Genomic DNA, 25,095 nt, shown 5'->3' with positions numbered 1-25,095 from the left:
TGCGCTATTTTCGTAAGGCAATTAAGCTGTTATCGCTTTTCCAGGGATTTACTGTAAGTGAGTATTTTCATTTTCGACAGAACCCATTAGAGTGTTGGTAATTATCTGCGGGAACTTCATAGATGCTCTTGGCTTTTCTACATGATTTTTAAAAGGAATTTATTATGACAACAACATTGGTATCTGGATTTGCTCGTTCATTTATATCCGGTCAGCCCATTGTGGATGCAACGATTACGGTACTTGAAAATGATCAGTTACAATTTAAGACGGACTCTTCTGGGAAATTTGGACCATTTGAGTGGCCTGTTGGAACGTCTCTTACTTTAGTTTTTGAAAAGCCCGGATCTTTTTGGTCAGGATATAAAAAGATACAAACAGCAACTCTGACTGTTCCTCCTGAGGGAATAAATAATGAGAACTTCCTAAAAAATATTTCATTCCAAGTTCCTTCCAATATGGCGTATAAATTTCTTTCTTTTGCAATGGGCGAAACGGAAGATCCTCTAGCCTGCCAGATTGCGGCAACGGTTACTCCGCCTAATACCACTCTGGATGATATCCCCCAAGGAGTCGAGGGCGTTACGGTGTCGTTGTCTCCTAAAGTCGATGCAAAAACCTTTTATTTTGGTATTTTTCCAATTATTCATAAAACCAATCCTTTTATCAAAACATTAAAAGCGACTTCTTTAGATGGTGGTGTCGCTTTTATCAACGTCCCGCCCGGTGATTACACTATGAAGGCTGAAAAGGATAACATTCCATTTTCCGAGGTAAAAATTAAAGCACGTGAAGGAATGATTGTGAATGCAAGCCCGCCACAGGGACCTACTATGCTCCAAGAGCTTAAAACAAATGAGAAAGAAAAAAAATCAAATCAATTTAGTTTTTTTAAACCTGCTGTGGCACTCGGCATCGCCGCTGTAGGCGTCCTTGCTGCAACTGCATTAAGCAGAGCCAGTATTTCGCCATAAAATGCGCAATGTGATCTATAATTATAGAAATTTATTATTTTCCGATTTTTGAAAATGGAAGAAAAAGTTGAAACGGTACCCAGTAAGCCTGAAAATTCAGTTCCTTTCTTTGGCAAACATGTCAAACTAATTCACTTAATGAAAGCATTAAATTACATCGGTAGCGAACGAGGGACATGTGAGGGTATTGCTTATATGGGAATGCAAGCTGTTTTTACAAATGAATTAGAAGTTTTTAACCAAAGAGTCAATCGTTTATTAGAAATTCCTCTTGATGATTTTAAAAAAACAGTGGAGGCTTTATTAAATAATGGAGCTGAGGGAACCGAAAAAACTTTGCTAAGAGGTATTTTGGAAGATTACTTAAGGTCGAAGGATCTTCTTATTGATACCCTTGCTTTTTTTGATGGCGTTGAACTGCATCAACAACGTATTCTATATCCACATTTATTTGATGGCACAGAACCACTCACGCAAGGTAGCTTCGTCAAATTAACGATCCCTCAAAAACTTAAAGACCAAGGGGAAATTGTTTCTTTGCCGCAGCATCTATCTGGTGTTTATAAACAGGATGAATTGACAACTGACTATTTTGCTCTTCTAAGAGAAAAAATTAATATCATGGTTCCCAAACCCACAGAACCTATATGTCTTTCTATTTCTGGATTTGGGCTACAACATGCTATTGTAGTTTCCTATGATCCTCAACATGATAAATGGACTCTTATCGATGCGAATACTCCCCCGTCTCAAGAATATACTGATGATGCTGCAATTGCTGAGGCTTTAATAAAGGCGTGTTCGAAAAATGAAATTGCGGCAATTCATACTCAAGTGTACACTTTTGCAGGAAATGAATACCTGGAGCGGGTATTAACGAGTTGGATGCAGGAAGTGCAGAACCGAGCGAAAAGGAATATTGAAAATAAAGCTCAATGGAGTGATTCTTATGGAGGAACTTGGCTGATTGCTGCTATCCGTGCGAAAAATTATGAACTTATTCCTCATTTAATAGCTCACGGGGCGTATGTTAATAAACCGAGGGATACTGATAACTGTACTCCCCTAACCATCGCAGTACTCTTAAAAAATAGGGATAGTGTCGAATTACTTTTAAAAAATGGTGCAGAGCCGAATTTTCGTACCGGTCCTTATGCTCTTACTTCTTTTGAGCATGCAATAACAACAAACGATTATAATTTGGTAAAATTAATGCTTGAACATGGTGCAAAACTCGCTAAGAATCCATATGGAAAATTAAATGTCAATACTGCAATAGAAAAAGGTCACCTTGAAAGTCTCAAAGCGATACTCGAGCATGGTTTTGATCCCAATGCAATTGCTCCGGAAGATGATAATCCCCTGCTTTGGGCTGTCAAGAATGCTCAATTTGAAGTTGCCAGGCTATTACTTGAATATGGAGCTGATCCGGAACAAGAGGATGATCTTCAGAGAAAATCCGCACGTCAATTTGCAGAAGAAAATAATTTAAAAGAGTTTTTAGAGCTTTTCAATAATCCTCCTCCCAGAAAAGAAATAACTCATGAACAGGCTACTCAGAAAGAGGCTCCTTCATCAGATAATGATCACGCAATAAATGATTTTATTGACGATCTGAAAAAATATTGTCAGACACGTCGTGCAGAATGGAGCCTGCCGAAGTGGATGCATGTCAATGAAAAGTCTGCGCAATATAAAACGAATCTCATTACCTTAAAATTTGGATTCAGTGTTGAAGATAAAATAAAGGCTGCAGAAAAACTAATTGCTGCATTGGAAAACAAAAAAGCAAGAGAACGACTCACCGATTTTGATATTGCCGCGTTACTTAACTCCCGATTGTATTCAACCGTAGTAAAAAAACATGAGCGTTTCTTTGATCAAGTTGAAGAAGTTCAGGCATATAAAAATAAAGCCGAGCAATTAGCGAATACACCGCAGAATCCTGCAGCGTGACATGTTCAATATCAAGGAATGAATGAAGATGACTACCGCAATAGAAAAGACAGTGAGAAGGGTTTTTGATGAGATGTGGAATCAGCAAAATGCTGCTTTGGCAGATGAGCTTTTTTCAGCAAAAACCGTAATTCACTTTAGCTATGATCAAGCAGCCAATTTACAGAATTTTAAAGAAGCCTTAAAGCAATGGTATCGCGCTTTTCCAGATCTAACGCACTCTATTGATGATCTCATAGTAAGTGGAGACAAAGTAGTGACGCGTTGGCGTGGCCATGGAACCCATCGTCATGAATTTGCAGGAATTCCCGCAACAGGTATCTCTGTATTTTACAGTGGCATTACTATTTTCCGCTTGGATGATGATCAGCAAATTGCGGAAGCTTGGGTATACAGTGATTTAAATGACATGATTAGCAAAATGCAACAAAGTCAAAAGTAATAGGCATGCTTATGGAAAAAGAGAGAAAAAAACGTTATGAGAAGGCAAAAAAATTTCTTCCACAAAATGTTGCTGGTTTGCTAAAAAACGTTCAACCTTCCATTACGTGGTCACCCGATGAACAACGTATTTGCTATCGACATGACACGATTCAAGGTTATGAATATCTTATTTTTAATCTCCAAAACAAGAAAAAGGAACCCGCTTTTGATCACTCATTGCTGGCACGCAAAGTTGCAGAAAAATTAAATCGGGAAATCACAGCTTTTGCCCTGCCAATCAATAAAATTGGTTTTGTTGACGAACACATTGTGCAATTACAAATTGAGCAATTTATTTTTCAATATGATCGGACAACTCAGGTGCTCTCGCTTGTGCCGGAGATAAAAAAACCTGCTGCAATGTCCCGATGTCCTACGATCATGGAGATTTGGGGGCTTTTACCCATTTCCATTGTGCCGAGAATTCGCTCATTGGATCAGTGTTGGGATATGTATATTAAAGACTATAACTTATTTCTTTTTTCATTTGCTGAGAATAAAGAGTATCAACTTACTACTGATGGTACTGCAACGAATGCATATGCTGTTTCTCCTGATACTAATTTAACTTCATTAACGCTGCGTCGGATGCAGACCGTATTACCGCCTATGGCTATTTGGTCTCCCGATTCACAAAAGATTGTGACCTTTCAATGCAATCAACAGCATGTGAAAAAATTATCACTGCTGCAACATGTTCCGGAGGATGGTTCATTTCGTCCCCAAGTCTATGAGGCACATATTCCTTTTGTAGGTGATGATGCGCTCCCGGAAATCAAATTATGTTTGATTGACGTCGCAGCAAAGAAATTGAGTAAAATCGATATGCCCCCTTTGATGCCTGCATTAGTCGGATCACCAATTGAAGCAGGCTATGTTTGGTGGAGTGCAGACAGTAAAAAAATCTTTTTTTTAAAAGAAGAACGGGGTAATCATCAACTCTCTTTATGCGAATTGGATGTTGCGACAGAACAACATCGAATCATTCTCACTGAAAAGTCTTCGGGGTATGTTGAGCCCAGTCAATTAATTTTGTGGCAGAATTACACGCAAATACTGGAAGAGACAAATGAGTTTATTTGGTTATCGAATCATAACGGTTGGGCCCACCTTTATTTATATGATTTACACACTGGGCAAGTAAAAAATCCCATCACTCAAGGCGAATGGATGGTTCGCAAAGTAGTTCATGTGGATACGAAAAACCGCTGGGTTTATTTTTTAGGGAATGGCAAAGAACCAGAAGTTGATCCCTACTTTCGTTATTTATATCGCGCGCGCCTGGATGGTAAAGAGGTGCAATTGTTGACCCCGGAAATCGCTGATCACTCCATTGTGTTCTCACCCTCTTGCGACTATTTTATTGATTATTGTTCTTCCATGGACTCCATTCCAGTCACCAGAATATATGATAAAAATGGGAACGAAATTGATCTGTTGGAAGAAGCAGATTTTTCTCTGCTCCGTGCTTTGGGATATAAACAACCGAACTCTTTTTGTCTCAAAGGCGCAGATGGAGAAACAGACATTTATGGTCTCATGTATTTTCCTACAGATTTTGATCCAAAGAAAAAATATCCAATAATTGATGACATTTATCCAGGACCGCAATTGACGCGTGTGCCTAAAACCTATTGTTATGATCCTCCCGAATATTTTTATGGCTGCTGGTGGCCGCAAAGTTTGGCTGAATTAGGTTTCATCGTCGTTAATATGGACGGGCGTGGTACGCCTTTGCGCTCTAAAAAATTTCATGAATATTCTTACCAGCATTTAGAAACTGCTGGCGGATTGGAAGATCATGTTGCGGTGATTACAAGCCTGGCACAGCAGTATTCCTATATGGATATAAAGCGCGTTGGTATTATCGGACAGTCGGCAGGCGGGTATGCTGCAACTCGCGCTTTGTTGGATTATTCTGAGTTCTATCAAGTAGGAGTCTGTGTTTCTGGGTTACAAGATCTACGAAGCTATTTGGCATTTTGGGGCGAACGCTATCATGGTTTACCCAATGAGGTGGATTATACCTTACAATCGAATTATCCCTTGGCCGCAAAGCTTAAGGGGAAATTATTCCTGATTCATGGCGATTTGGATGATAATGTCCATCCATCCAATATGTTGCAATTGGTTAATGCCTTGATCGAGGCAGATAAAAATTTTGATATGCTTTTAGTTCCCAATGAGAACCATTCTCTGTATTTCATGAATGCTTATGTTTGGCGTAGAATTTGGGACTATTTTGTTGAGCATTTAAAAAAGTAACTGCAACATCAATTTCCACCCACTGTTGTGCTCAATAAAAGGACAAAGAATTCCTTGAAGAAAGAATAACCCACTGCCATAATAAATTTAAACGCTCTATCAGTATTTCAAAGAAAGGACTCCTTATGGCTACTGTAGGTACTTATCTCGCACAACGTCTCCAAGAATTAGGAATGAATGATTACTTCGCAATTCCTGGGGACTATAATCTGGGCTTATTGGACGAGTTATTAAAAAATACGTCACTGAAAATGATCAATTGCTGTAATGAGCTGAATGCGGGTTATGCAGCAGATGGCTACGCGCGCATAAAAGGGGTTTCTGCCCTGGTTGTCACCTTCAGTGTTGGCGGCTTAAGTGCCGTCAATGCGATTGCAGGGGCTTATGCTGAGAATTTGCCTGTAATTGTCATCTCAGGCGGTCCTAATACAAACTCGGTGCAAGATGCAGAAATTTTACATCATACTTTGGCAACAGAAAATTACAGCTACGTTCGCGAAATATTTGCGAAAATTACGGCACATAGTGTGTTTATTCATAGGCCAAGTGATGCGCCCATGCAAATTGATTCCGCTATAGCAATCGCGTTGGAAAAGAAGAAACCTGTTTATATAGAAATTGCATGCAATATTGCAGGGCTCTCTGTTTCGCCTCCTACACAACGGGCGCTTAATGTCAAACGCTTGAGTGATACCTCATCGCTTACTGCAGCGATTAAGGAGGCCGCAGAGAAGCTCAATGCTGCTGTTAAGCCAGTGCTGATCGCAGGCAGTAAATCTCGCCCTTGTGAAGCAACCGCCATGATCGAAACCTTAAGTCAATCCTGCGGTTATGCCTTAGCAGCAATGCCTGATGCTAAGGGATTTGTTTCAGAACAACATCCTAATTACATCGGCATTTATTGGGGCCCGGTTAGTTCTCCGGGATGTGGCGAAATAGTAGAATCAAGCGACCTGTATTTCTTTATAGGACCTAATTTTAATGATTATACAACGGTTGGGCATGTGTGTAATATCCAGCCCAAGAAACTCATTATCATTGCAGATGGGAGTGTTTCTATCGCCGGTAAAGTATACACTGAAGTGTATATGAATGAGTTTTTGCGAGGATTAAAGGACAAATTAAAATTCAATGATGCTTCAGTCAAAGCCTATAAACGGATCGCAGGCTCTGCACCTTTATATAACGAGCCTGATGATCTGAATTCGCCACTCACCACCCGCTTCCTATTTGGTCAAATTCAGAAGCTTCTAAGCAATGATTATGGGGTTTTGGCAGAAACTGGAGACTCCTGGTTTAATGGCATGCGACTTAATTTACCTGAAAAATGTCCCTTTGAAATTCAAATGCAATATGGCTCGATTGGATGGTCTGTAGGAGCACTTTTGGGTATGCAAGCAGCGCTTCACCATAAAAAACGGGTTATTGCTTTGATAGGCGATGGTTCTTTTCAAATGAGTGCACAGGAGCTTTCCACGCTTATTCGTTATGGATTTAAGCCAATTATTTTTTTAATGAATAATGCTTCTTATACCATCGAGGTACAAATTCATGATGGTCCATATAATGTGATTAATAATTGGCGCTATGCTGATTTAGTCGATGTTTTTAATGGGGAACAAGCAAACGCCCGCGCTTTTAGAGCTCCTACGCATCAAGCACTTCTCGATGCAATTAAAGAAGCCAAAAAAACAGATGCTTTATGTTTTATAGAGGTAATTTTAGATAAAGATGATTGCAATAAAAATCTGTTGGAGTGGGGAGCTCGGGTCGCATCATATAACGGTCGCTCCCCAAGAACAAATTAGTTGTGATGTTGTAACTCGCTAAACAATAGAGCATGCTCCAGTCTGCTCCATTTATTCTTCAGCTTTTTGCGATAAAAGCATAGAATTATATGCAAATGTATGCTATTTCCGGAAAAATAATCCATTTTAGCTGAAAGAACTATACTTATACTTATGGTTATTAATAAAAAGGACTTATATGAAAATCTATCAAAATCCTAATCCCCATGCAGTAGAGCGTTTGAATAAGATTAAAAATCAAAAGAAACCCAGTAATTTGACAGGTTCTAAGCATGAGAAGAAAATAGTAGAGCATGACATAGAAAAAACAGATAAAGAGATTTTTGAAACTATGTCTGAAGAGCAAGCTTGGAGAGAGACTCTTGAAAAAAATAAATCTCACTAACTATTGGATTTCGAGACAAGGAAATTCCTGGTGATCAATTTTTTGCAGATTATATTAGCGTTTCTATTGGTTTTACTGAATGCATTTTTCGTGGCAGCCGAATTTGGAATGGTAAAGCTGCGGGCCACTCGTGTTGCAGCGATCAAGGATATATATGGTGTACGCGGAAGAATTTTAGTTCATGTACATAAACATCTTGATGCGTATTTATCTGCATGTCAGCTCGGTATTACGATTGCTTCACTTGGATTGGGTTGGATAGGAGAACCGGCTTTTGCTGATCTGTTGAGACCATTTCTGACTTTTATTGGTGTAAGCTCACCACAATTAATCACGGTCATCGCTTTTTTTGTCGCCTTTTCATTTATTTCTTTTCTTCATATTGTCGTTGGGGAGTTAATGCCTAAATCCCTTGCGGTTCGTCAGTCAGAGCGAGTGTCTGTGTGGACGGCCATACCTCTATATGGTTTTTATTGGCTCATGTATCCTGCAATATGGTTCCTCAATACCTGCTCAAATTTTCTTTTAAGGGTTTTTAAATTAGATGAAGTGCATCAGAGTGAGTATTTTCATTCGACAGATGAGATAAAACTGCTTTTAGGCGCAAGCCATCTTCATGGTGAGCTTACGGAAGAGGAGGTTGAAATCATTGAACACACTCTGGATTTAGCGGACCTGAAAGTAACTGAAGTGATGCGATTTAATGAAGAAATGGTCATGCTCAATATAAGCAAGCCTATCCAGGAAATCATCGAGATCATTATGAAACATCGTTACAGCCGTTATCCAGTTTATGATCCAGATAAAAAAGATGTTATAGGGATTATTCATGTCAAAGATCTTCTTCCTATCTTTTATCAACATGGGGAGATCAAAGAATTGCAATCACTTCTCCGACCGATTATCAAAGTGTCTCGTCGTGTGCCCGCACTGGATTTATTACATAAATTCCGTGAAGGAATGTCTCATTTTGCACTTGTTTACAGTGGTAAAGGCACGATTTTGGGATTTGTTACACTTGATAATTTACTGCAGGTAATGATTGGTCGAATTAAAGATGAGTTTCACCGTACTAAAGTGGATTGGGTATTAAATGAGGATGGGAGCATCTCTGCTTCAGGTAACTGCTCCATCTATTTTTTAGAACAAGCGTTGAACCAGGATATCGATATAGACGATGAGATTGATATTTTAAATGGATTATTTATTCATCGCTTGGGCTACTTACCTAAGGAAGGAGAATACATTGAATTCCCAGAGTTTCATGCCAAAATTGAAAAAGTTAGTCCCTCAAAAATTATTAAAGTAAGAATTTATCCTCCTCAAAAAGACGCTGATGATTCTGAAGGTCATGCTGCTTAAGCAGACTGATTTTATGAAAAAAACTCACCCGCCCTCCGCCTGCATGTCACACTTTATGCGCAATATCCAGACGCTTTTAATCAATGACAAACTTCTGTCAACACACTGGTGGAACCTGGCTGCATCATTCATAGAGGTTAAGTAGAGAAAAGAGTTACTCGTCTTGGCCATAAACAGCAATTTTAAGGTCTGGATCAAGCGGATTTCCAGGAATTTTCCGATCTTCGCTCGCCCACTCACCTAAGTCAATGAGTTTACATCGATGAGAGCAAAAAGGTTTGAACCGGTTCTCGGAGTACCAGGTATTTTGTTTTCGACAAATAGGACAAGTGATTTTTTGATTGATATTCATTACGGCCTTCCATTATTTACATTATCGCATCAGTGATTTTCACTATTATTTTAACGCATTATTGAGGGATTTAGGAAGTTAAGCATCATTTTTTGGCCAAGCGAGTAGAAGTGTCAATAGACCTAATCAATAATATGGTATCCACTATCAATATAAATGACATCGCCAGTAATGTTTTTAGCATATTGGCTCGCAAGAAAAACGACCATTGCTCCTACATCATCGATATCAACCAACGATCTTAAGGGAGATTTTTCTTTTGCAAGCTGAAGTAACTCATCAAACTTTCCCAAACCTGAAGCAGCGCGTGTTTTTAGAGGGCCGGGAGAAAGGGCGATGATGCGAATTTGTTGTGGACCCAGTTCTACTGCCATATAACGCACAGAAGCCTCTAATGCAGCCTTAACTGGTCCCATGAGATTATAATTATCGACGACTTTTTCTGCTCCATAGAATGACATGGCAAACAATGAGCCCCCATTTTTCATCAGCGGTTTTGCCAGATTCGCCATACGGATAAATGAATGACAGGAAATATCCATGGCCATGAGGAAGCCTTCTTTAGAGCATTCATGCACAGGATTTTGTAAATCGTGTTTGGGAGCAAAAGCAATTGAGTGAACCACGATGTCAATTTGCCCCCATTTTTTGTCAATGTCCAAAAATAAATTATCCAAATCATGCTCTTGGGTTACATCACATTGACGATAAATGGAGGGTTGAAGCGAGTTGGCAACTTTATCCACGAATGGCTTGGCTTTCTCATTTAAATAAGTGACTGCCAGATCAGCCCCAGCCATTTTTAACGCATGGGCACAACCAAAGGCAATGGAATGTTCATTGGCAATGCCAACCACCAAAGCCTTTTTCCCTGCAAGTAATGTACTGTCCATGTCATAATTCCTTATTTTTAATAAGATGATAACAATGATTGGCAATAACCCATTCTTCATCAGTCGGGATCGTATAAATGTCGACAAAACTTTTGGAACTGCTAATCATTAATTGTTTTGTCTTATTTAAAGTCGTATCGATTTCGATACCAAGCCATTCACTATCTTGACAAACCGCTTGACGAATTTGCCAGGCATTTTCTCCAATACCGCCAGTGAAAACCAAGACATCCAATCCGCCAAGTGCCGCAGTAAGTGCTCCGAGTTCCTTACGTATACGATAGACGAACAACTCAATTGCTTCTTTTGCATGCGGATTTTTTTCTGCAAGCAGCTCTTGCATATTAAAAGTAATGCCGGAAACACCTAACAAGCCCGACTCTTTATAAAGTAAATTTTGAATTTTATCTGGGCTCATTTTTTCAGATTGCAAAAGATAAAGAATGACGCCTGGATCGATAGTGCCGCAACGTGTACCCATCATGAGTCCATCCAATGCGGTGAAACCCATAGTGCTGTCTATTGATTTGCCTTGCTTGACCGCACACATGCTGGCGCCATTTCCCAGATGGGCAATGACAATGCGACCCAAGTACTTTTGTGGGGTAATTTTTTTCAATTGATGCATGATAAACTCATAGGAAAGCCCGTGAAAACCATAACGTTTTATCCCCGCTTCAAAAAATTTTCTTGGAAGGCCAAATCGATCTGCTGTCTTTGGATGAGTGGTATGAAATGCCGTATCAAAACAAGCGATTTGCTGTAATTCAGGAGCGAGTTTACTGATACTCTCAATTGCTTCAAGGTTGTATGGCTGATGCAACGGAGCAAAAGGGATAAGTTTTTCTAATTTTTTCATGATGTCAGAGGAAATAAAGACAGGGGCATGAAATTCATTGCCGCCATGTACTACTCTATGTCCTATGGCGCTGATTTGAAAACCAAATTGATTGGTTTTTAAGGCTGAAAATAATAATTCATAAAAGTAGCTGTATTCGCGATCTTTTTCAAAATGATTTTCTCGAATTAAGACATCATTTTCATCGTACAATTTCAGAACAGGGGACTCACGAATGTTTTCAACAATACCATGCAGGAGTTTGGGTAAGGAGGCATTTAATTCGTATACCGCGAATTTAATACTTGAAGAGCCTGAATTGAGCACAACTATATGATTATTATCCATAGTATCACACGCGTATAAGGGGGAGTAAAATTCCTTTATTTGGCCTTAAGTATAGAGTATTTGACAAAATTATAATATGTTTTATATCTGTCTCACATTGATAAAATTAAGAATATTCAGGAAGAATGAGTTTGGCGAACATGAACAATATAAGACCTAGACCTTTGCAAAAAGGTGATACCTTAGGCATTATTTCACCTTCTAGTCCTTTACGATCAAAATCCATTGATTTAAGCATTCATTGATGAGGTGATTACTGAATGGTTGGCCTGTTTTAAAGTTCCTTGCATTAAATTTTTTCACCACAGTCACGGAGAGATAAGCTATGTATTACTTTTACCGGTAAGCGGCGAAACCTCTGTGCCTTCGTTAAGTTTTTAATTAATCCTTCCTGCAAATTTATTTGTTTTAATGTGCTAAATTTATCATAATGGCTGCTTTTTCAGGCTAAGGATCCTATGTCATCATTGCTAACAATTCATTTGCTCGAAGATTTGGTTCGTGCCGCAGAGTTGAATCAAGAAGGTAAAACTGCGGATTATATTCCAGAGCTTGCCAACGTGAACCCGGAATTGACTGCGATTGCTGTCCAACCATTAGGTGAACAAGCTCTTTCTTATAGCAACTACCCATTGAATCCCGTAACATTGCAAAGTACAGCCAAAATGATTCCTTTGATTGGCTTGCTCGAAGCATTTGGTGCGGAACAGGTATTTGAATGGGTTAAGGTTGAACCCTCCGGGGATGATTTTGCGTCAATTACTCGTTTGGAACAATTTGGCCCTAAACCTTCAAATCCCATGTTAAATGCTGGAGCGATTACCTTATGCTCCCATATTCCAGGCAATGGGGAACAACAATTTGGCTGGTTAGAGCATTGGACTCAAAAATTATTTAATCAACGGCTCAGCATTAATCCACTGGTTTTTACTTCTGAAAAAAGAACGGGTAATCGCAATCGTGCTCTTGCCTATTTATTAAAAAGTAGAAACAACCTTGGAACGGATGTTTATGAAACATTGGATTTGTATTTTGCGCTTTGTTCCTATGAAGCTACGCTAGAACAAATGCTATTCCTACCTACTTTATTAGCTAATGCGGGACGAGATCCAGAAAGTGGGAACCAAATCATTTCTACCGATACCTGTAAGATCACTTTAGCAATTATGGCAACGTGTGGCCTTTATGATGAAACAGGGACGCATATGGTTAAAACGGGTATGCCTGCTAAAAGTGGTGTGTCTGGTTATACGATTGCTGTTGTTCCTGGTAAAGCAGGAATTGTAGTATTAAGCCCTAGAGTGAATGCGAAAGGCAATAGCATCCGTGGTGAAATCATGCTCGAAGGTCTGTCCAGAGCGATGAATTGGCATTTTGCATTACCCTAATCGATTAATATAGAAGTGAGTTTGGATGAAGAACGCAAGCCATAACCGGGAAGTAGCGATCGTAAACCCGGGTTCCGCTTTGCTTCACCCAGGCTACAATTCTAATGCAAGAACTGGATATCCTTTAACTTATCCCAATGCGGCTTTTTTAGGATTATTACCATCCAAGTCTAATAAAGCGAAATCTGCTTCCTCGGCTTCATCTGCAGGCAGAGCTGGGGTGGCCTGAGCAATGGAAGCAAATAAACTGGAAAATCGAGTTAATAAGCTACTCATTCCATTTAAGGATTCGAGAGTTTCAGTAATGGATTCAAGCGCTTCCAGAGTATTTTCCAGGTCTTCACTGTTTAGGTTCAGAGAATTTTCACTTTCTAATCTCTTTATCTCTTGCAGTAATGTATCTTGCTCTCTGAGTAGTTCTCGATATTTTCTGCCTCCTCTTCGGCTATAAATTTGATAGCGAGTTATCTCTTTCTGAACATCAATGAGTTGAGATTTTTTCTCAATTAATTGTAAATTATTGTTTAAATTTTTTAGAACCTCAGTTTTTATAAAATCGAAATCCATATCGGTCATATCGATTCCTTCTAATAGCTTATCCAGATTTTCAAGATTATTAGTTGCAGCAATACATCCTTGTCGTCTTTGCGCCTTGGTGAGCTTTGAGGCGAGTTTAGAGGTTGCTATTTGTAGTTCTCTGTTTACGGCAATGATATTGGGATCTTTCTTCAATTTATTTATTAGAGAACCGAAATATTTTTCCTCGAGGGAATTAGCCCGTTTCGTTAAATAGCGTGAGCTTGAATCGCTCAACTGGGGATTTTGCAACGCTTCCAATTCTACCTCAAATCTTTTTAATTCTAATTCGATAGAATTCAATTCTGACACACTAAGATCATTTCGCTCCAAATAAGCGCGCAGTAAAACAATCAAATTTTTTAAAAAATCAATGGAATTAATTGTTTTGTCACGATTCATTTGTAATGCTTTAAATAGTGGATGGGTATCGCTGGAGAGTATTGAATAAGCAAGCGGTAAATCCTTATTTTTATTGTCTGGTGCAAAAAGGGAGCCCCCATGTTTGATGAGTACTGAGAAACATTCAGTCATAGAGTTTGAAGAGCTGTCTTCGTAAAAACAAGCGTGTACTGCAGATGGATAAGATGTTTTGCGTACGGTGACAGGCAGATTATTTACATCAATGTCGCCATACTCCAAAATAAAATCCAACAACTTTGAATTTCGTGTTTGCAAGGCGACCCGGAGGTATTTTTCGTCACGTAATAGAGGATGAAAAGAAGTTAATAAGGAAGCCAATTCAAATTGCTTATTAAAGAGTAAGTTGGGTAATAAATTAGCGCCAAGTGCGTGCAAGCCTCGACGTATTTTTTGTATTTGCTGTAGATCTTTTACGTTAATTTGACGCTCATAGAGCAAACTGATTCCATATGTTTTAGCCAATAATCGCTCTATTTTTTTAGCTTGTACTTCTTTGGGAGCTTCAGTAAGTTTTGCAAATTGGGAACTTAATTTCTTGAGTTCGAGCTCCAATTCGTGAGCAGTCTGAGTGTTCGATTTTTTTGAGGAATTCGTTTTTATCTTTGGCAAGACAGCAACATCTGCTGCGGCAGCTTCTTCTACTTGAGAGAAAGTAATATTTGCTGTGGCAGCTTCTTCTGCTTGGGAGCAAGTAATATCTGCTGGGGGAACTTCTTCTTTTGAAGAGGCTGCATTCTGTGAAGTAACTTCGACATGTGATGAAATGTTTTCGTGGACATTAATGGATGTATTATTCAAATTTTCTATTTGAGAAGTGGCGTCAGCTGCAACTTGAATGGAATGCCGTTCTCGAAGGGAGCGAGCTGCCATTTCGTGAAAGCGAAGAAATTTGGGGTAATTAGATGAGCGAACAAGAGGAATAAGTTTTCTTAATATGTCACATGCTTCTTTAGTGATCTGTAACGCGCCAATTGTATCCTCTTTTTGAGAATCAAAATGTTGTGCAAGACGCTCGTCACACTCATTATAACGGGTTTCCAACACTCTAATGGCTTCATTATGTTGTTGTCTCAGTTTTTTAATTAAAGGATCTGTATGTTTGAGTGCCAAGTGGATGAATTGGCTTTTCAAGTCCTTGCTGTCTACCAATTCATAACCATTATTGGTTTTTTCCTCAAAGGTTATATTTGGGAGTAAATTATCAAAAGCATTGAAGTAAACGTGGAGACGATAGTGTCCACCTAATTGGTTTGTAAATTCAGCGGTATAATGATATTGACTTAATTTTGGATTATCACGATATTCATGTTGATACACACTAATGTGGTGTTTGTCCAACGTATACAGATTTTCTTTGTCTTTTACGATAACGTGCACTGGCTTGTGGCATTCAATTCGGTAGTACTTATGAGATTCTTTGTTGCTGTCTAATACCAGCTTATGACCTTGAGGTAATTGGACAGTAGCTTCATTTGTAAAAAGAAAATTAAACAGTGTATTTTTAGCCATAGGAATCCTCTAAAATAGAAAATATGAACACATTATAATGAAAAAATACGTTTTGTAAAAAATTATATTTTTTTGGTTTTCTCGGATTCTTTTTGTTGTTATTGAGAACTTTTTAGAACTTAAATAATCAATAAAAACAAAACATTATGAAATGAAATGATGTTTTTTGATTATTATGAATATAAATTGATTGATATTGAAAGTAATACAACAAGCGATTTCCGCTATTAAAAAATGAGGTTGAGGAATATAACACGCTTAATAAGTTTCTTTCGGGATGGCTCTTTTGGGAGTAGGTATGACCATTTTGTCGGCGCTGCTATTGGCAATTGCAGCTTATAGCATTTATATAGATGGACGCTTTTTAAGGTGATAAGCAACTTAAAGAATTGAAGCCTGCGTCAAGTATTTAAGTAATTATTATCCCGAGGATGTGCGTTTGACTGATGAGTTCGAAGAAGATGCCTCTTTGTTGGGCTGCTGCATATAAAAGTGGTTTTTGGTTAGTATTTCATGAGCAGCTCGCAGGCCGGATAAATAAGCGCCATGGACGGTACTTGGATCGGTTGTAGAAGTTGCTTCTCCGGCAAAATAGAGTTTGCCAGCTACAGGCTTAGCTAATAATGCAACAACATTTTTATCAACATTGATTGGTAAATAAGAATAACTGCCGAGAGTAAATGGATCGTTAATCCAGTGCGATTGTTTTACTTTAATTGGCTCAGGAGTATTCACACCATAAATCGTTCTTAAGTGATGCATGGCCCATTCTTTTAAATGGCCTCTTTTTTCCATATCACGTGCAAGCTTACCAGCAGTAAATACAATGAGAATGGGTTTTTTGGTGTATTTGTAATAATTAAAGATATTAAACGCTTCCTCCTCATTTTTGGGTAACATACCAATCCATTCTTTATTTTTATCCCAAAAGACTTTATCAAACAGCAAATATAATTTTTCATAATTTCCCATTTTTAATTGGGCTATTGCATTACTCTTTTCTTTAGGTAAGGAGGGATGAAATATAATTTTATTGGCTTTTAGTACACCTAAGGGAACCGTGATAATCACGCGTTTGGCATGATAGGTATCCTTTTGAGTAATGACACGGACATCATCGTCAGCATAATCAATTTGTTGGACAATTTGATGCAAATGGATAGGAATATGTCGTGAAAATTGTTGAAAAAGCTGAAAATAACCTGCAGGAATAAATGCATTTTTGCCAGAAGAAGTTGAGCCTTCGTATGCAGAATAAACATTATGTGATAATTGCGTCAAATCATCAGCAAATTCATAAGTGTAAATATTTTCCAATGCATAATGCAGTAAGGCACGCTGCTCAGCATCCAACTTTTTTTTCTGTGCAAATGCAGTAAAATTTTGAGCAAAGGAGAGCATGATATTTTGCGTTTTACTGTAACGTATAAATTCATAAGTCAAACTGGAAAATAACTTTAAAGAGTTATCTGATACAGGTTGTCCTTCACTATTATACAAAGCAAAGTCTTTTAGCATGTCGGTTGATTTGGAGTTATTATAACTATTGAGCACGATAGTTTGTTGGTTTAACAAAGGGATTAGCGGGTTGTGTTCAATCCCGTGAATCCAGGTAGCTCCCAGATCAATAGCAAACCCCCAATTATAGTCTGTATGCACTCGGCCGCCGAGATGATCTTTTGCTTCAATAATAAGTATATCTTGGTGCGCTTGATGTAATTGCTTTGCGGCAGTTAATCCAGATACGCCAGCCCCAATGATTATGGTGTCATAAAAATGTTTTGCCCAAGACCATGGAGCAACTAATAACAACAAAGCGGCGCAAATAAATTGCTTTTTTATAAAATATAAATGAGTAATCTTTGAGAGTAATTCATTATAACTTTTTAATTTAATTCGTTTATTCATGCAAATTGACCAAATAGTTTTTCTTACAATGCTCAGAAAAAGAGAACCCAAAATTAACGGACATCAAGGATATGTGCAATCAATGTTCCAGAAAATAATCTGGTGCTTATGTTTGAGTTAAGTAAAAATTGAACGTTTAGGATAGATAAGAAATGCATGGTTTGTAAATAAAACAAACAAAATTTTTAACTAAATCTTACTCTTGATTTACCACTATAAATTCAAAGTTTATTGTGATGTATCCCTGAGACACGATTTACTGTCAGTCACTTTTATTTTAAATTTTAGTCAGCTGCTGATCTAAAAAAGTAGCATTGATTTGTTTGCCAATGTTAAATGCCCATAATCCAAATGCCTTAAACGGAGCTGTGAAGTATCCCCATGCCATTTCCCAAATAGACGGTGCATTAGAAGAATTGAAAAATCGTTTCGGCTTACTTATTTTTGAGTCAAAAATACTCATTTCTTCGTTTTCATTTTGTGCATGATAAAGTGCGACATAATGACGCTCTCCAGAGCCTTTTCCCAATAAAGAGCTGCAAATATTAAAACGATCAGTACCTAATAATTGCCTTGCAATAGCCGCTACGGTTGCTTGATAAGAAGGTTCGGCACCAAGACCTTCGCCATCTTTTACAGCTAATGGGCTAGGAATGACAACAGAATTTTTTTCTCGGTTGTAAAAATAAGTAACATTCATTCCATCCGGATCTTCCAGCGTAGGAATGATGACGCCTACTTCTCGCTTCTTCCATTCTGCTTTCCCTTCGAGATATTGCGTCACGATGAAATCCATTTCGTCTGAAAATAGCATATGTCTTGGCATAATATCAGTAACTTATTGGCTTAATACTATTTTAGTATAAACAAAAAAAAATTAATGTTTTATTAACGCGTGTTCGTGACGAAATAGGCAGGGTAAGCACCTTGAAGAGCATAATATAAAATCAAAATATAATCCAAAAGCCTACATTCCGCGCTTTATGTGCGGAATCCAGCTCTGGTCTCTATGCACGCTTGACTGGATACCGTGCATAAAGCACGGCAAGTAGGCAAAAACGACCTCTAGTGAATAGTCCAAGTAATAATACCGCTTGTATAATAAGAGATGTTACTTTGATTGCCATACCAATATTGGGAGACAGGCAAGGAAAGACCGATCTGAATCATTATTTTGGGCGTAGAAAATGAGAGCGACGGGGTTGCATAAATAATATTTCCGCCCGTGTTGGGGGCACTATGCGAGTCAAGTTGGGTTTTAACACTGTATTGGCCATTTATTTCAAGCAATCCAAAAAGGATGTATTTTTTTTCTGCGCTTTTGATGTTACGCCCTATCCCAAAATTATAATAATATTGCGCTCCTTGTTGAATTGCGTCTTTTTTGCTTGCGAATAAAACTCCTGGGGCAATGAAACCATACCAATCAACGAGCATACGCGAGTAAGTGGCGCCAATAAAATAAGTCATTGTATCGAAACTAGAGGGGACATTTTTTTTAGAAAATCCTGATACACGGCTGCTTGGATTTAGTTTTTTAGAAATTTCATTTAAATTGCTGACAGGGAACGTAGGCGAGAAAATAATGGTTGCTTGATCTGAATATTTTGAATTTTCGTGACTATAAAATGCATATTCTAAATCAAGAGCAAGATCGCCGATACCAGATAAGCTTTGATTACCATTTTTATAACTGAAAGCATAAGGCAAAGTGAGTAATATCGAGGCTGAATCTGTGATTCCATAAAGGATGGAAGGAGTTCCGTCCAAAATGCGTTGGGTCTGGCTATATAAGTAGCTGGGGTTGAAAGAAACAATAAATTGATTCTTGTCAATAATATTTTGGCCAAAAGAAAAAAAAGGGCCAGGCTGTTGTGACGTTGCCAGAGCAAAATTCCCTATGGCTGGGGGGTAATTGAGTGATACAGGCGTATTAGCAGCTGACCACTTTATATAGCTTATGAATAATAAAAATAACAATCTTCGGAGTGAGCTTAGAAGATTGGTTTGTTCGTGCATCCTGCGTTCCCCTTAAGTAAATCCTTCATCGTGTTGCAGTGAAAATGCTTAGCATAAATCACTTGTACTGTTTCGCTTAAGGACCCAATAGTATCATTAAACACTACTTAAGCTGCACCATCATTTCTACAAAATCTCATCTATTAAATGAAGCTTAAATCGGGTAATTTATAGGTGTAGGTTGTTCAAATGGGCATACGAGTAAGGACACGTTAAATGACCAAAAATGAAGCGACAAAAAATAGAAGTAGTAGTATCAGATGGACAGTGATTACTCTTTATTTTCTGGCAACTCTTTTTTCTGCTGTCTGGCATGGCCCACTCGCTGTGATGTTTTTACCTATTATTCTCGTCTTGACTATTTTTATTTCAGCTTGCCTGCATGGTAAAGAGCGATATGGATTAAAAAATCTCATTTTATTTTTTATTATAACGTGGTTGATCAGCCACTTTTTTGAAGCACTAAGCATTCAGACGGGCTTTCCTTTTGGGCATTATTATTATGATAAATTAGCTGGGCCTAGGTTGTTTCAGGTGCCTCTTATTATTATGTTTGCTTATTTTGGAACGGGCTACGCTTCGTGGATTCTGGCTCATATACTTTTAGGACAGTATGCTACGCCACTGACTGGGAGGCAGATATTTCTGGTACCTTTAATCGCTGCTTTTATTATGGTGATGTGGGATGTATGTATGGATCCTCTGTCTTCGACCGTCTATTCATTATGGGTATGGAGGGATGGGGGACCATATTTTGGTGTTCCGTTGCAAAATTATTTTGGTTGGTTTTTTGTGGTTTATATTATCTATCAAATTTTTGCGGTTTATATTGCCAAGCATGATGTTATGGCTATGAGCAAGCATTCTGTTTTTTCTTCTAAAAACTTTTGGAGAGAAGCGGTCGCTATTTATGGGATACAAGGTTTATCACAATTAGTTGACCCTTTAGGTGCTTCAACTCATTTAGATATTTATGCGTCGATGGCTCTGGTTACCGTATTTACGATGATGTTCGTGGTCTTACTTGCTTTACTTAAAATCAATGCAAGTCATTGAGGAGTTATTGAAAAAATGCCTGGTATTTGAAGTAGGATGCCGGGTATGGCCTATGGTTTGGGATGGGTTTGAAGTAGAGCCTTGAGCCTCTGTAAGAAAATAAAAGAATTAGGGGTTTTTCAATTCTGCGAGTTCCAAAATGATACCAGTGGGGCCTTCAAAATAAACAAGCTTCCTGTTATTAAAATCCAAGGTTTCACTGAGTATTTTTAATTTAAGAGTAGAAAAACCAGCGAAACGCCTGATTGCAAGCGACCAGGCCACCTGCTTGTTTTTTATAATCTATGTCGTAAAATGGATTTATTTTTATCTTTGTGACCATATAATGCCTATTAACTCTGAAAACACAGAAAAGAATGAAGATTTGAAAAAGGTATCAGGAGCAATCGATACACCCATAGCCGCTGATGTATCAGAAAAACGGTCTCCCAAAAGCTTACTCGATATGTGTATTCCATTAATAGCTGAAGATCCTTCTTTGAGTTTAATGCTGATTCAAAGCGAGGAATTTTATGCACCTCATATTACCGATCCCCTAAAAAAAATTACTCCTTTTATCCAGCTATTACCTACTGAGTTAAAGTGTGAACTCATTAAGTTTCTTCCCGTTCAAGATTGGCAATCATTGTGGGATGTAAGTCAAGAATGGCGGCAGGTAGTGCTTACCTCGGCAAAAATTTTTCTTGATCAAGTGGAGCGTGACAAATTACCACTAATTCAGCTTAGCCTTAACGATTTTGATCCGATTTTAGAAAATATGCAGAAGCAAGTGAAGGAGTACACCCGAGGTCGGCGTTACGCCCCAAATGAAAAACGGGCCGAACAAGTTAAAGAAATAAAAAAACTTACACTGAAAGAGCATTCCTTGACGCAACCCCTGGCTAAATTCATACACTGCACAAAAAAGATAAGAGAAATTCACAAAGCGATAGGAAGTGAATATAGTGGGCTGCAAAGTTTTTTTGGTCCAAGAAATAGTCAACTGTATTCAATTCTTGATTCGTTTCTCAGAAATAGCCAAAATTTAATTGCGAACTCACCCGGGCTCAAAAAAATCAAGTTCTGTGCAAGCCTTCATCTCCAACATGCAGCTACCAAACGACTTTCAGAGACTCTTTCTGAGATTAATGGTCAGAAAACTAGAGTAGAAGAAAAGGTCAAGATAAATGGAGACGAAGAGAAGCAGGTTGTTTCCCTTTCACTAAGGGGCTGATAGTATGTGAGACATGCAATTTTTATTTCTCATTTATTAATAAATGGAGCTTGATTGCTGTAATGGATAATAAATAGAATTCCTGGCTGCAAGCAACCAGGCTTGCTTTTCCAGTTTATTATGCATCAATTCTTTTTCAAAACAATCATTTTTTCTTTGGACATTTCTTCCATAGTCCAAGGTATTCCCCCAATGCCATAGCCTGATTGCTTTAATCCGGCAAAAGGCATCCAATCAGCACGGAAAGCGGTGTGATCGTTAATGAGTACTGTAGAAGCATCAAGGCCTTCTGCTGCTTTTAATGCAGGCTCTAAATCCTCAGCAAATACACTGGCTTGAAAGGCAAAGGGTAATGAATTTGCAGTGTGAATTGCCTGGTCAATTTTTTCATATTCATAAACACAGGTTACCGGACCAAAAATTTCCAATTGTGATACTTTGGCATCGACAGCTGGATTGAGTAATACCGAGGGAATTAAAGTTGTTTCGGAAAGTCGACCGCCACCAAATAATTTTGCTCCCTTTGCTACTGCTTCATCGATCCAGGACATGACTCGCTCAGTTTCACGTGGAAGAATAAGCGGTCCCACTTCCGTTTCCTTTAAAAGTGGATCGCCAACGTGCAGCACTTTGACCCGGTTTACGAATTCGTCCATGAATGAGGTAATAATGTCTTTATGCACAAAGATCCGTTGGACTGAAACGCATACTTGTCCGGCATGATAATAACCTCCTTTGGCAAGTGCCTGGGTGGTTTTCGATAAATTCGCGCTGCGATCAACAATCACGGGTGCAGCCCCTCCATGCTCTAAGGCACAACGAGTCCCTGGAGCGAGTTTGCTTCTTAAATACCAACCCACTTTAGCGGAACCTATAAAGCTTAAGAAAGCGACGCGTTCATCGGTTGCCAGTCGTTCCGCTAAGTCGTTATCTTCCGTAACAAACGTTTGACACCATGCCTCCGTGAGCCCTGCTTGTCGCAATAATTCGATGAGTTCCAAGCAACATAACGGGGTTGTTGATGCAGGTTTGATGATTATCGGACAACCCACCGCAATTGCAGGGGCTACTTGATGCACAATCAGATTGAGTGGATGGTTAAACGCAGAAATAGCGGCGACCACGCCAATGGGTTCTTTAATCGTAAATGCCCAACGATGCGTACTAGCTTGGGTGAGGCCCATAGGAATTTCTTTGCCAGCAAAGTGGCGTAATTCTTCTGCGGCATCGTTTAACCCATCTATAGCACGGGTCACCTCAATAGCTGCATCAGTAAAGGGTTTCCCTCCTTCTTGCGCGATCAGCTTTGTAAAGTGCTCTTGCTTGGATGCCAATAATTCGGCAGCACGTTTCAATATGGCCATACGCTCGTAAGGTTTGAGCCAAGCATCACGATTTTTTAAGGTTGATGCGGCTTTGCTGAGTTTTGCTCTAAGTGCTTGTGCATCATCAGCAGGAATTTCTTTGATTAATGTGCGATCAAATGCGCATACTACGCGAAGTGTTGTTGTCATTATTTTCCCTTTTTCTTTGGCGGTAGCCTTTCTTGTAATTCATCCACAAGAACACGTTGATTTTCTGAATAATCAATGGGGAACACCACAAGATGGACTCCTCCACCCTTGAATGCGTTTTCCAGAATAGTTTGGAAACTTCCAATGGATTCAACCCGGGTGCCGCGTGCACCGTAAGATTCCGCGTATTTTATGAAATCAGGATTTGTGAATGTCATGCCATAGTCGGGGAAGTGATCTACTGCTTGTTTCCAACGGATCATGCCAAATGCATGATCTTCAATTACCAGTACTACCAGGTTTAATTTAAGACGGACAGCAGTTTCCAACTCTTGGCTATTCATCATAAAACCCCCATCACCGCATACAGCCATCACACGGCGATCAGGATACAAAAGTGAGGCCATAATTGCAGAGGGAAGGCCTGCCCCCATAGTAGCAAGTGCATTATCAAGAAGAATTGTATTGGCTACTTGGGTACGATAATTGCGGGCAAACCAGATTTTATACATCCCATTATCCAATGCGAGAATCCCATCACGCGGCATTACTTGCCGAACATCATAGACCAAGCGTTGGGGAGTGAAGCGATCTTCTGTAGCCCGCGCCGCGATTTTACTCAAAATCCCTTCACGTAAATGAAGAAGCGCATCCGCATGGGGAAGCTTGCCTTCAAGTTTATCTGCAAGCAATTTTAATGAGGGGCCCATATCGCCAATAACCTCTGCCTGAGGAAAATAAATTTGTTCCACGGTGGCGGATTTATAACTCACATGAATGACTTCGAGATGAGGTCCCATGATAAAAGGTGGTTTTTCTATGGTACTATGTCCAATTGTGATAATCAGATCGGCTTGTTCTATCGCCTCATGTACATAATCTCGCTCTGAAAGAGCTGCGGTGCCCATGTAAAGTTCTGTTGCTCCGGAAACAGTCCCTTTACCCATCTGGGTTGTGAAATAAGGAATTTTTGTTCGCGTAATAAATTGAGACAGTGCGTTGGTCGCTCTTGGACGTGATGCTGCAGCACCAAGCATTACAAGAGGTCGTTTTGCTTTTTTAATCATCTCCGCTGCCCGATTTAACGATTCCTCACTCGCTATAGGATATTCGAGAGGGTGCGGCGGAATGAGTTCAACCTTTTTACTTTTCTCTGCAGCAATGTCTTCTGGAAGTTCCAAATGTACAGGTCCCGGAGTTTCTTCTTGAGCGAGATGGAATGCTTCCCGTACGATGGTAGGGATCATGGATGGGGATACAATTTGGCGCGACATTTTGGTTAATGGTTGCATTGTTGCCACGGTATTCACCATCTGAAATCGTGCTTGGCGCGAGGATAAAACGCCTTTTTGCCCTGTAATCATGATCACAGGCATGTGGCCAAGAAGAGCATAAGCGGCTCCCGTAGTAAGATTCAGGGCTCCCGGGCCTAGGGTGGTGATACAAACCCCAGGTTTGCCAGTCAATCGTCCATAGGTTGCTGCCATAAACGCAGCCGCCTGTTCGTGCCGTGTTAGTACCAGTTTGATTGACGAGTTACGAAGTGCTTCTACCACATCAAGATTTTCCTCGCCAGGAATGCCAAAAATGTGTTTTACTCCTTCATTTTCCAGGGCAGCAACTAAGAGTTCGGAACCTTTGGGCATCGTATTCCACCTATTTTAGAATAATCCATATCTCAATATTATACTAAAATTCATGAAATTGTTTTCGTCTGAAACAGAAGGAATGTCAGTTACATCTAAAATGATGAAAAATTGAACATAAGAAGCTTTTCACATACACTTATAGAGGGCGCTCACTAAAAGATGGTAAAGAGTGCTCA

The 25,095-nt window shown here is 39.1% G+C and carries 19 protein-coding genes; 10 read left to right on the top strand and 9 right to left on the bottom strand.

The genetic code is table 11. The features are described from left to right. Positions 1 to 164: 164 nt before the first annotated feature. From A8O27_RS11870 to A8O27_RS11840, 7 genes are all read left to right on the top strand, one after another. On the top strand, positions 165 to 974 hold the full coding sequence (locus tag A8O27_RS11870) for a hypothetical protein (protein WP_058458227.1): 810 nt from the start codon (positions 165 to 167) through the stop codon (positions 972 to 974). Positions 975 to 1,028: 54 nt separating this feature from the next. Continuing rightward, entirely contained in the window at positions 1,029 to 2,930 is a 1,902-nt protein-coding gene (locus A8O27_RS11865) for an ankyrin repeat domain-containing protein (protein WP_058458226.1), read from the top strand. 28 nt (positions 2,931 to 2,958) lie between these two features. Further along, entirely contained in the window at positions 2,959 to 3,372 is a 414-nt protein-coding gene (locus A8O27_RS11860; RefSeq protein WP_058458225.1) for an ester cyclase, read from the top strand. A gap of 11 nt (positions 3,373 to 3,383) precedes the next feature. Then, positions 3,384 to 5,678: a S9 family peptidase gene (locus tag A8O27_RS11855; protein WP_058458224.1), complete on the top strand. Its 2,295-nt coding sequence runs from the start codon at positions 3,384 to 3,386 to the stop codon at positions 5,676 to 5,678. A gap of 125 nt (positions 5,679 to 5,803) precedes the next feature. Continuing rightward, the gene (locus A8O27_RS11850) at positions 5,804 to 7,486 is read left to right on the top strand and encodes a thiamine pyrophosphate-binding protein (protein ID WP_058458223.1); all 1,683 of its coding nucleotides are present in this window, start codon (positions 5,804 to 5,806) and stop codon (positions 7,484 to 7,486) included. Between the two features lie 178 nt (positions 7,487 to 7,664). Beyond that, positions 7,665 to 7,871, top strand: a complete 207-nt coding sequence (locus A8O27_RS11845; protein WP_058458222.1) for a hypothetical protein — start codon at positions 7,665 to 7,667, stop codon at positions 7,869 to 7,871. 30 nt (positions 7,872 to 7,901) lie between these two features. Next, positions 7,902 to 9,233, top strand: coding sequence for a hemolysin family protein (locus tag A8O27_RS11840; RefSeq protein WP_058458221.1), 1,332 nt, complete (start codon positions 7,902 to 7,904; stop codon positions 9,231 to 9,233). Positions 9,234 to 9,387: 154 nt separating this feature from the next. Here A8O27_RS11840 and A8O27_RS11835 read toward each other — a convergent pair whose 3' ends face one another. From A8O27_RS11835 to A8O27_RS11825, 3 genes are all read right to left on the bottom strand, one after another. Next, positions 9,388 to 9,585, bottom strand: coding sequence for a DNA gyrase inhibitor YacG (locus A8O27_RS11835; protein ID WP_058458220.1), 198 nt, complete (start codon positions 9,583 to 9,585; stop codon positions 9,388 to 9,390). A gap of 122 nt (positions 9,586 to 9,707) precedes the next feature. Further along, positions 9,708 to 10,478 carry an enoyl-ACP reductase FabI gene (gene fabI, locus A8O27_RS11830; protein WP_058458219.1) on the bottom strand — a complete coding sequence of 257 codons (771 nt, stop codon included), beginning with the start codon at positions 10,476 to 10,478 and terminating at the stop codon, positions 9,708 to 9,710. Between the two features lies 1 nt (position 10,479). Next, positions 10,480 to 11,664 carry an acetate/propionate family kinase gene (locus A8O27_RS11825; RefSeq protein ID WP_058458218.1) on the bottom strand — a complete coding sequence of 395 codons (1,185 nt, stop codon included), beginning with the start codon at positions 11,662 to 11,664 and terminating at the stop codon, positions 10,480 to 10,482. Positions 11,665 to 12,122: 458 nt separating this feature from the next. Here A8O27_RS11825 and glsA point away from each other — a divergent pair, with 458 nt between their 5' ends. Continuing rightward, positions 12,123 to 13,052 carry a glutaminase A gene (gene glsA, locus A8O27_RS11820; protein WP_058458217.1) on the top strand — a complete coding sequence of 310 codons (930 nt, stop codon included), beginning with the start codon at positions 12,123 to 12,125 and terminating at the stop codon, positions 13,050 to 13,052. Positions 13,053 to 13,181: 129 nt separating this feature from the next. Here glsA and A8O27_RS11815 read toward each other — a convergent pair whose 3' ends face one another. The 4 genes from A8O27_RS11815 to A8O27_RS11800 form a co-directional block, all read right to left on the bottom strand. Then, positions 13,182 to 15,560 carry a hypothetical protein gene (locus A8O27_RS11815; RefSeq protein WP_058458216.1) on the bottom strand — a complete coding sequence of 793 codons (2,379 nt, stop codon included), beginning with the start codon at positions 15,558 to 15,560 and terminating at the stop codon, positions 13,182 to 13,184. Positions 15,561 to 15,980: 420 nt separating this feature from the next. Further along, positions 15,981 to 17,468, bottom strand: coding sequence for a flavin monoamine oxidase family protein (locus A8O27_RS11810; protein ID WP_058458215.1), 1,488 nt, complete (start codon positions 17,466 to 17,468; stop codon positions 15,981 to 15,983). Positions 17,469 to 17,745: 277 nt separating this feature from the next. Further along, on the bottom strand, positions 17,746 to 18,252 hold the full coding sequence (locus A8O27_RS11805) for a hypothetical protein (RefSeq protein WP_058458214.1): 507 nt from the start codon (positions 18,250 to 18,252) through the stop codon (positions 17,746 to 17,748). Between the two features lie 281 nt (positions 18,253 to 18,533). Then, positions 18,534 to 19,487, bottom strand: a complete 954-nt coding sequence (locus A8O27_RS11800) for a hypothetical protein (RefSeq protein ID WP_115684334.1) — start codon at positions 19,485 to 19,487, stop codon at positions 18,534 to 18,536. Positions 19,488 to 19,703: 216 nt separating this feature from the next. Here A8O27_RS11800 and A8O27_RS11795 point away from each other — a divergent pair, with 216 nt between their 5' ends. Together A8O27_RS11795 and A8O27_RS11790 are read left to right on the top strand one after the other, a co-directional pair. Further along, positions 19,704 to 20,543 (top strand): carotenoid biosynthesis protein, encoded by an 840-nt coding sequence (locus tag A8O27_RS11795; RefSeq protein WP_058458213.1) that lies wholly within the window; start codon positions 19,704 to 19,706, stop codon positions 20,541 to 20,543. Between the two features lie 325 nt (positions 20,544 to 20,868). Next, positions 20,869 to 21,756 (top strand): hypothetical protein, encoded by an 888-nt coding sequence (locus tag A8O27_RS11790; RefSeq protein ID WP_058458212.1) that lies wholly within the window; start codon positions 20,869 to 20,871, stop codon positions 21,754 to 21,756. Positions 21,757 to 21,881: 125 nt separating this feature from the next. Here A8O27_RS11790 and A8O27_RS11785 read toward each other — a convergent pair whose 3' ends face one another. Next, positions 21,882 to 23,270: an aldehyde dehydrogenase family protein gene (locus tag A8O27_RS11785; RefSeq protein WP_058458211.1), complete on the bottom strand. Its 1,389-nt coding sequence runs from the start codon at positions 23,268 to 23,270 to the stop codon at positions 21,882 to 21,884. After that, positions 23,270 to 24,916, bottom strand: coding sequence for an acetolactate synthase large subunit (locus tag A8O27_RS11780; RefSeq protein WP_058458210.1), 1,647 nt, complete (start codon positions 24,914 to 24,916; stop codon positions 23,270 to 23,272). Before A8O27_RS11780 ends, A8O27_RS11785 begins: the two co-directional genes overlap by 1 nt. Positions 24,917 to 25,095 lie beyond the last annotated feature (179 nt).

Origin of the sequence: Legionella bozemanae (assembly GCF_001648595.1) — a bacterium.
GTDB classification, from domain to species: domain Bacteria; phylum Pseudomonadota; class Gammaproteobacteria; order Legionellales; family Legionellaceae; genus Legionella; species Legionella bozemanae.
Note: the sequence above shows the minus strand (reverse complement) of the source record. Positions and strands in the feature narration are given on the sequence as shown.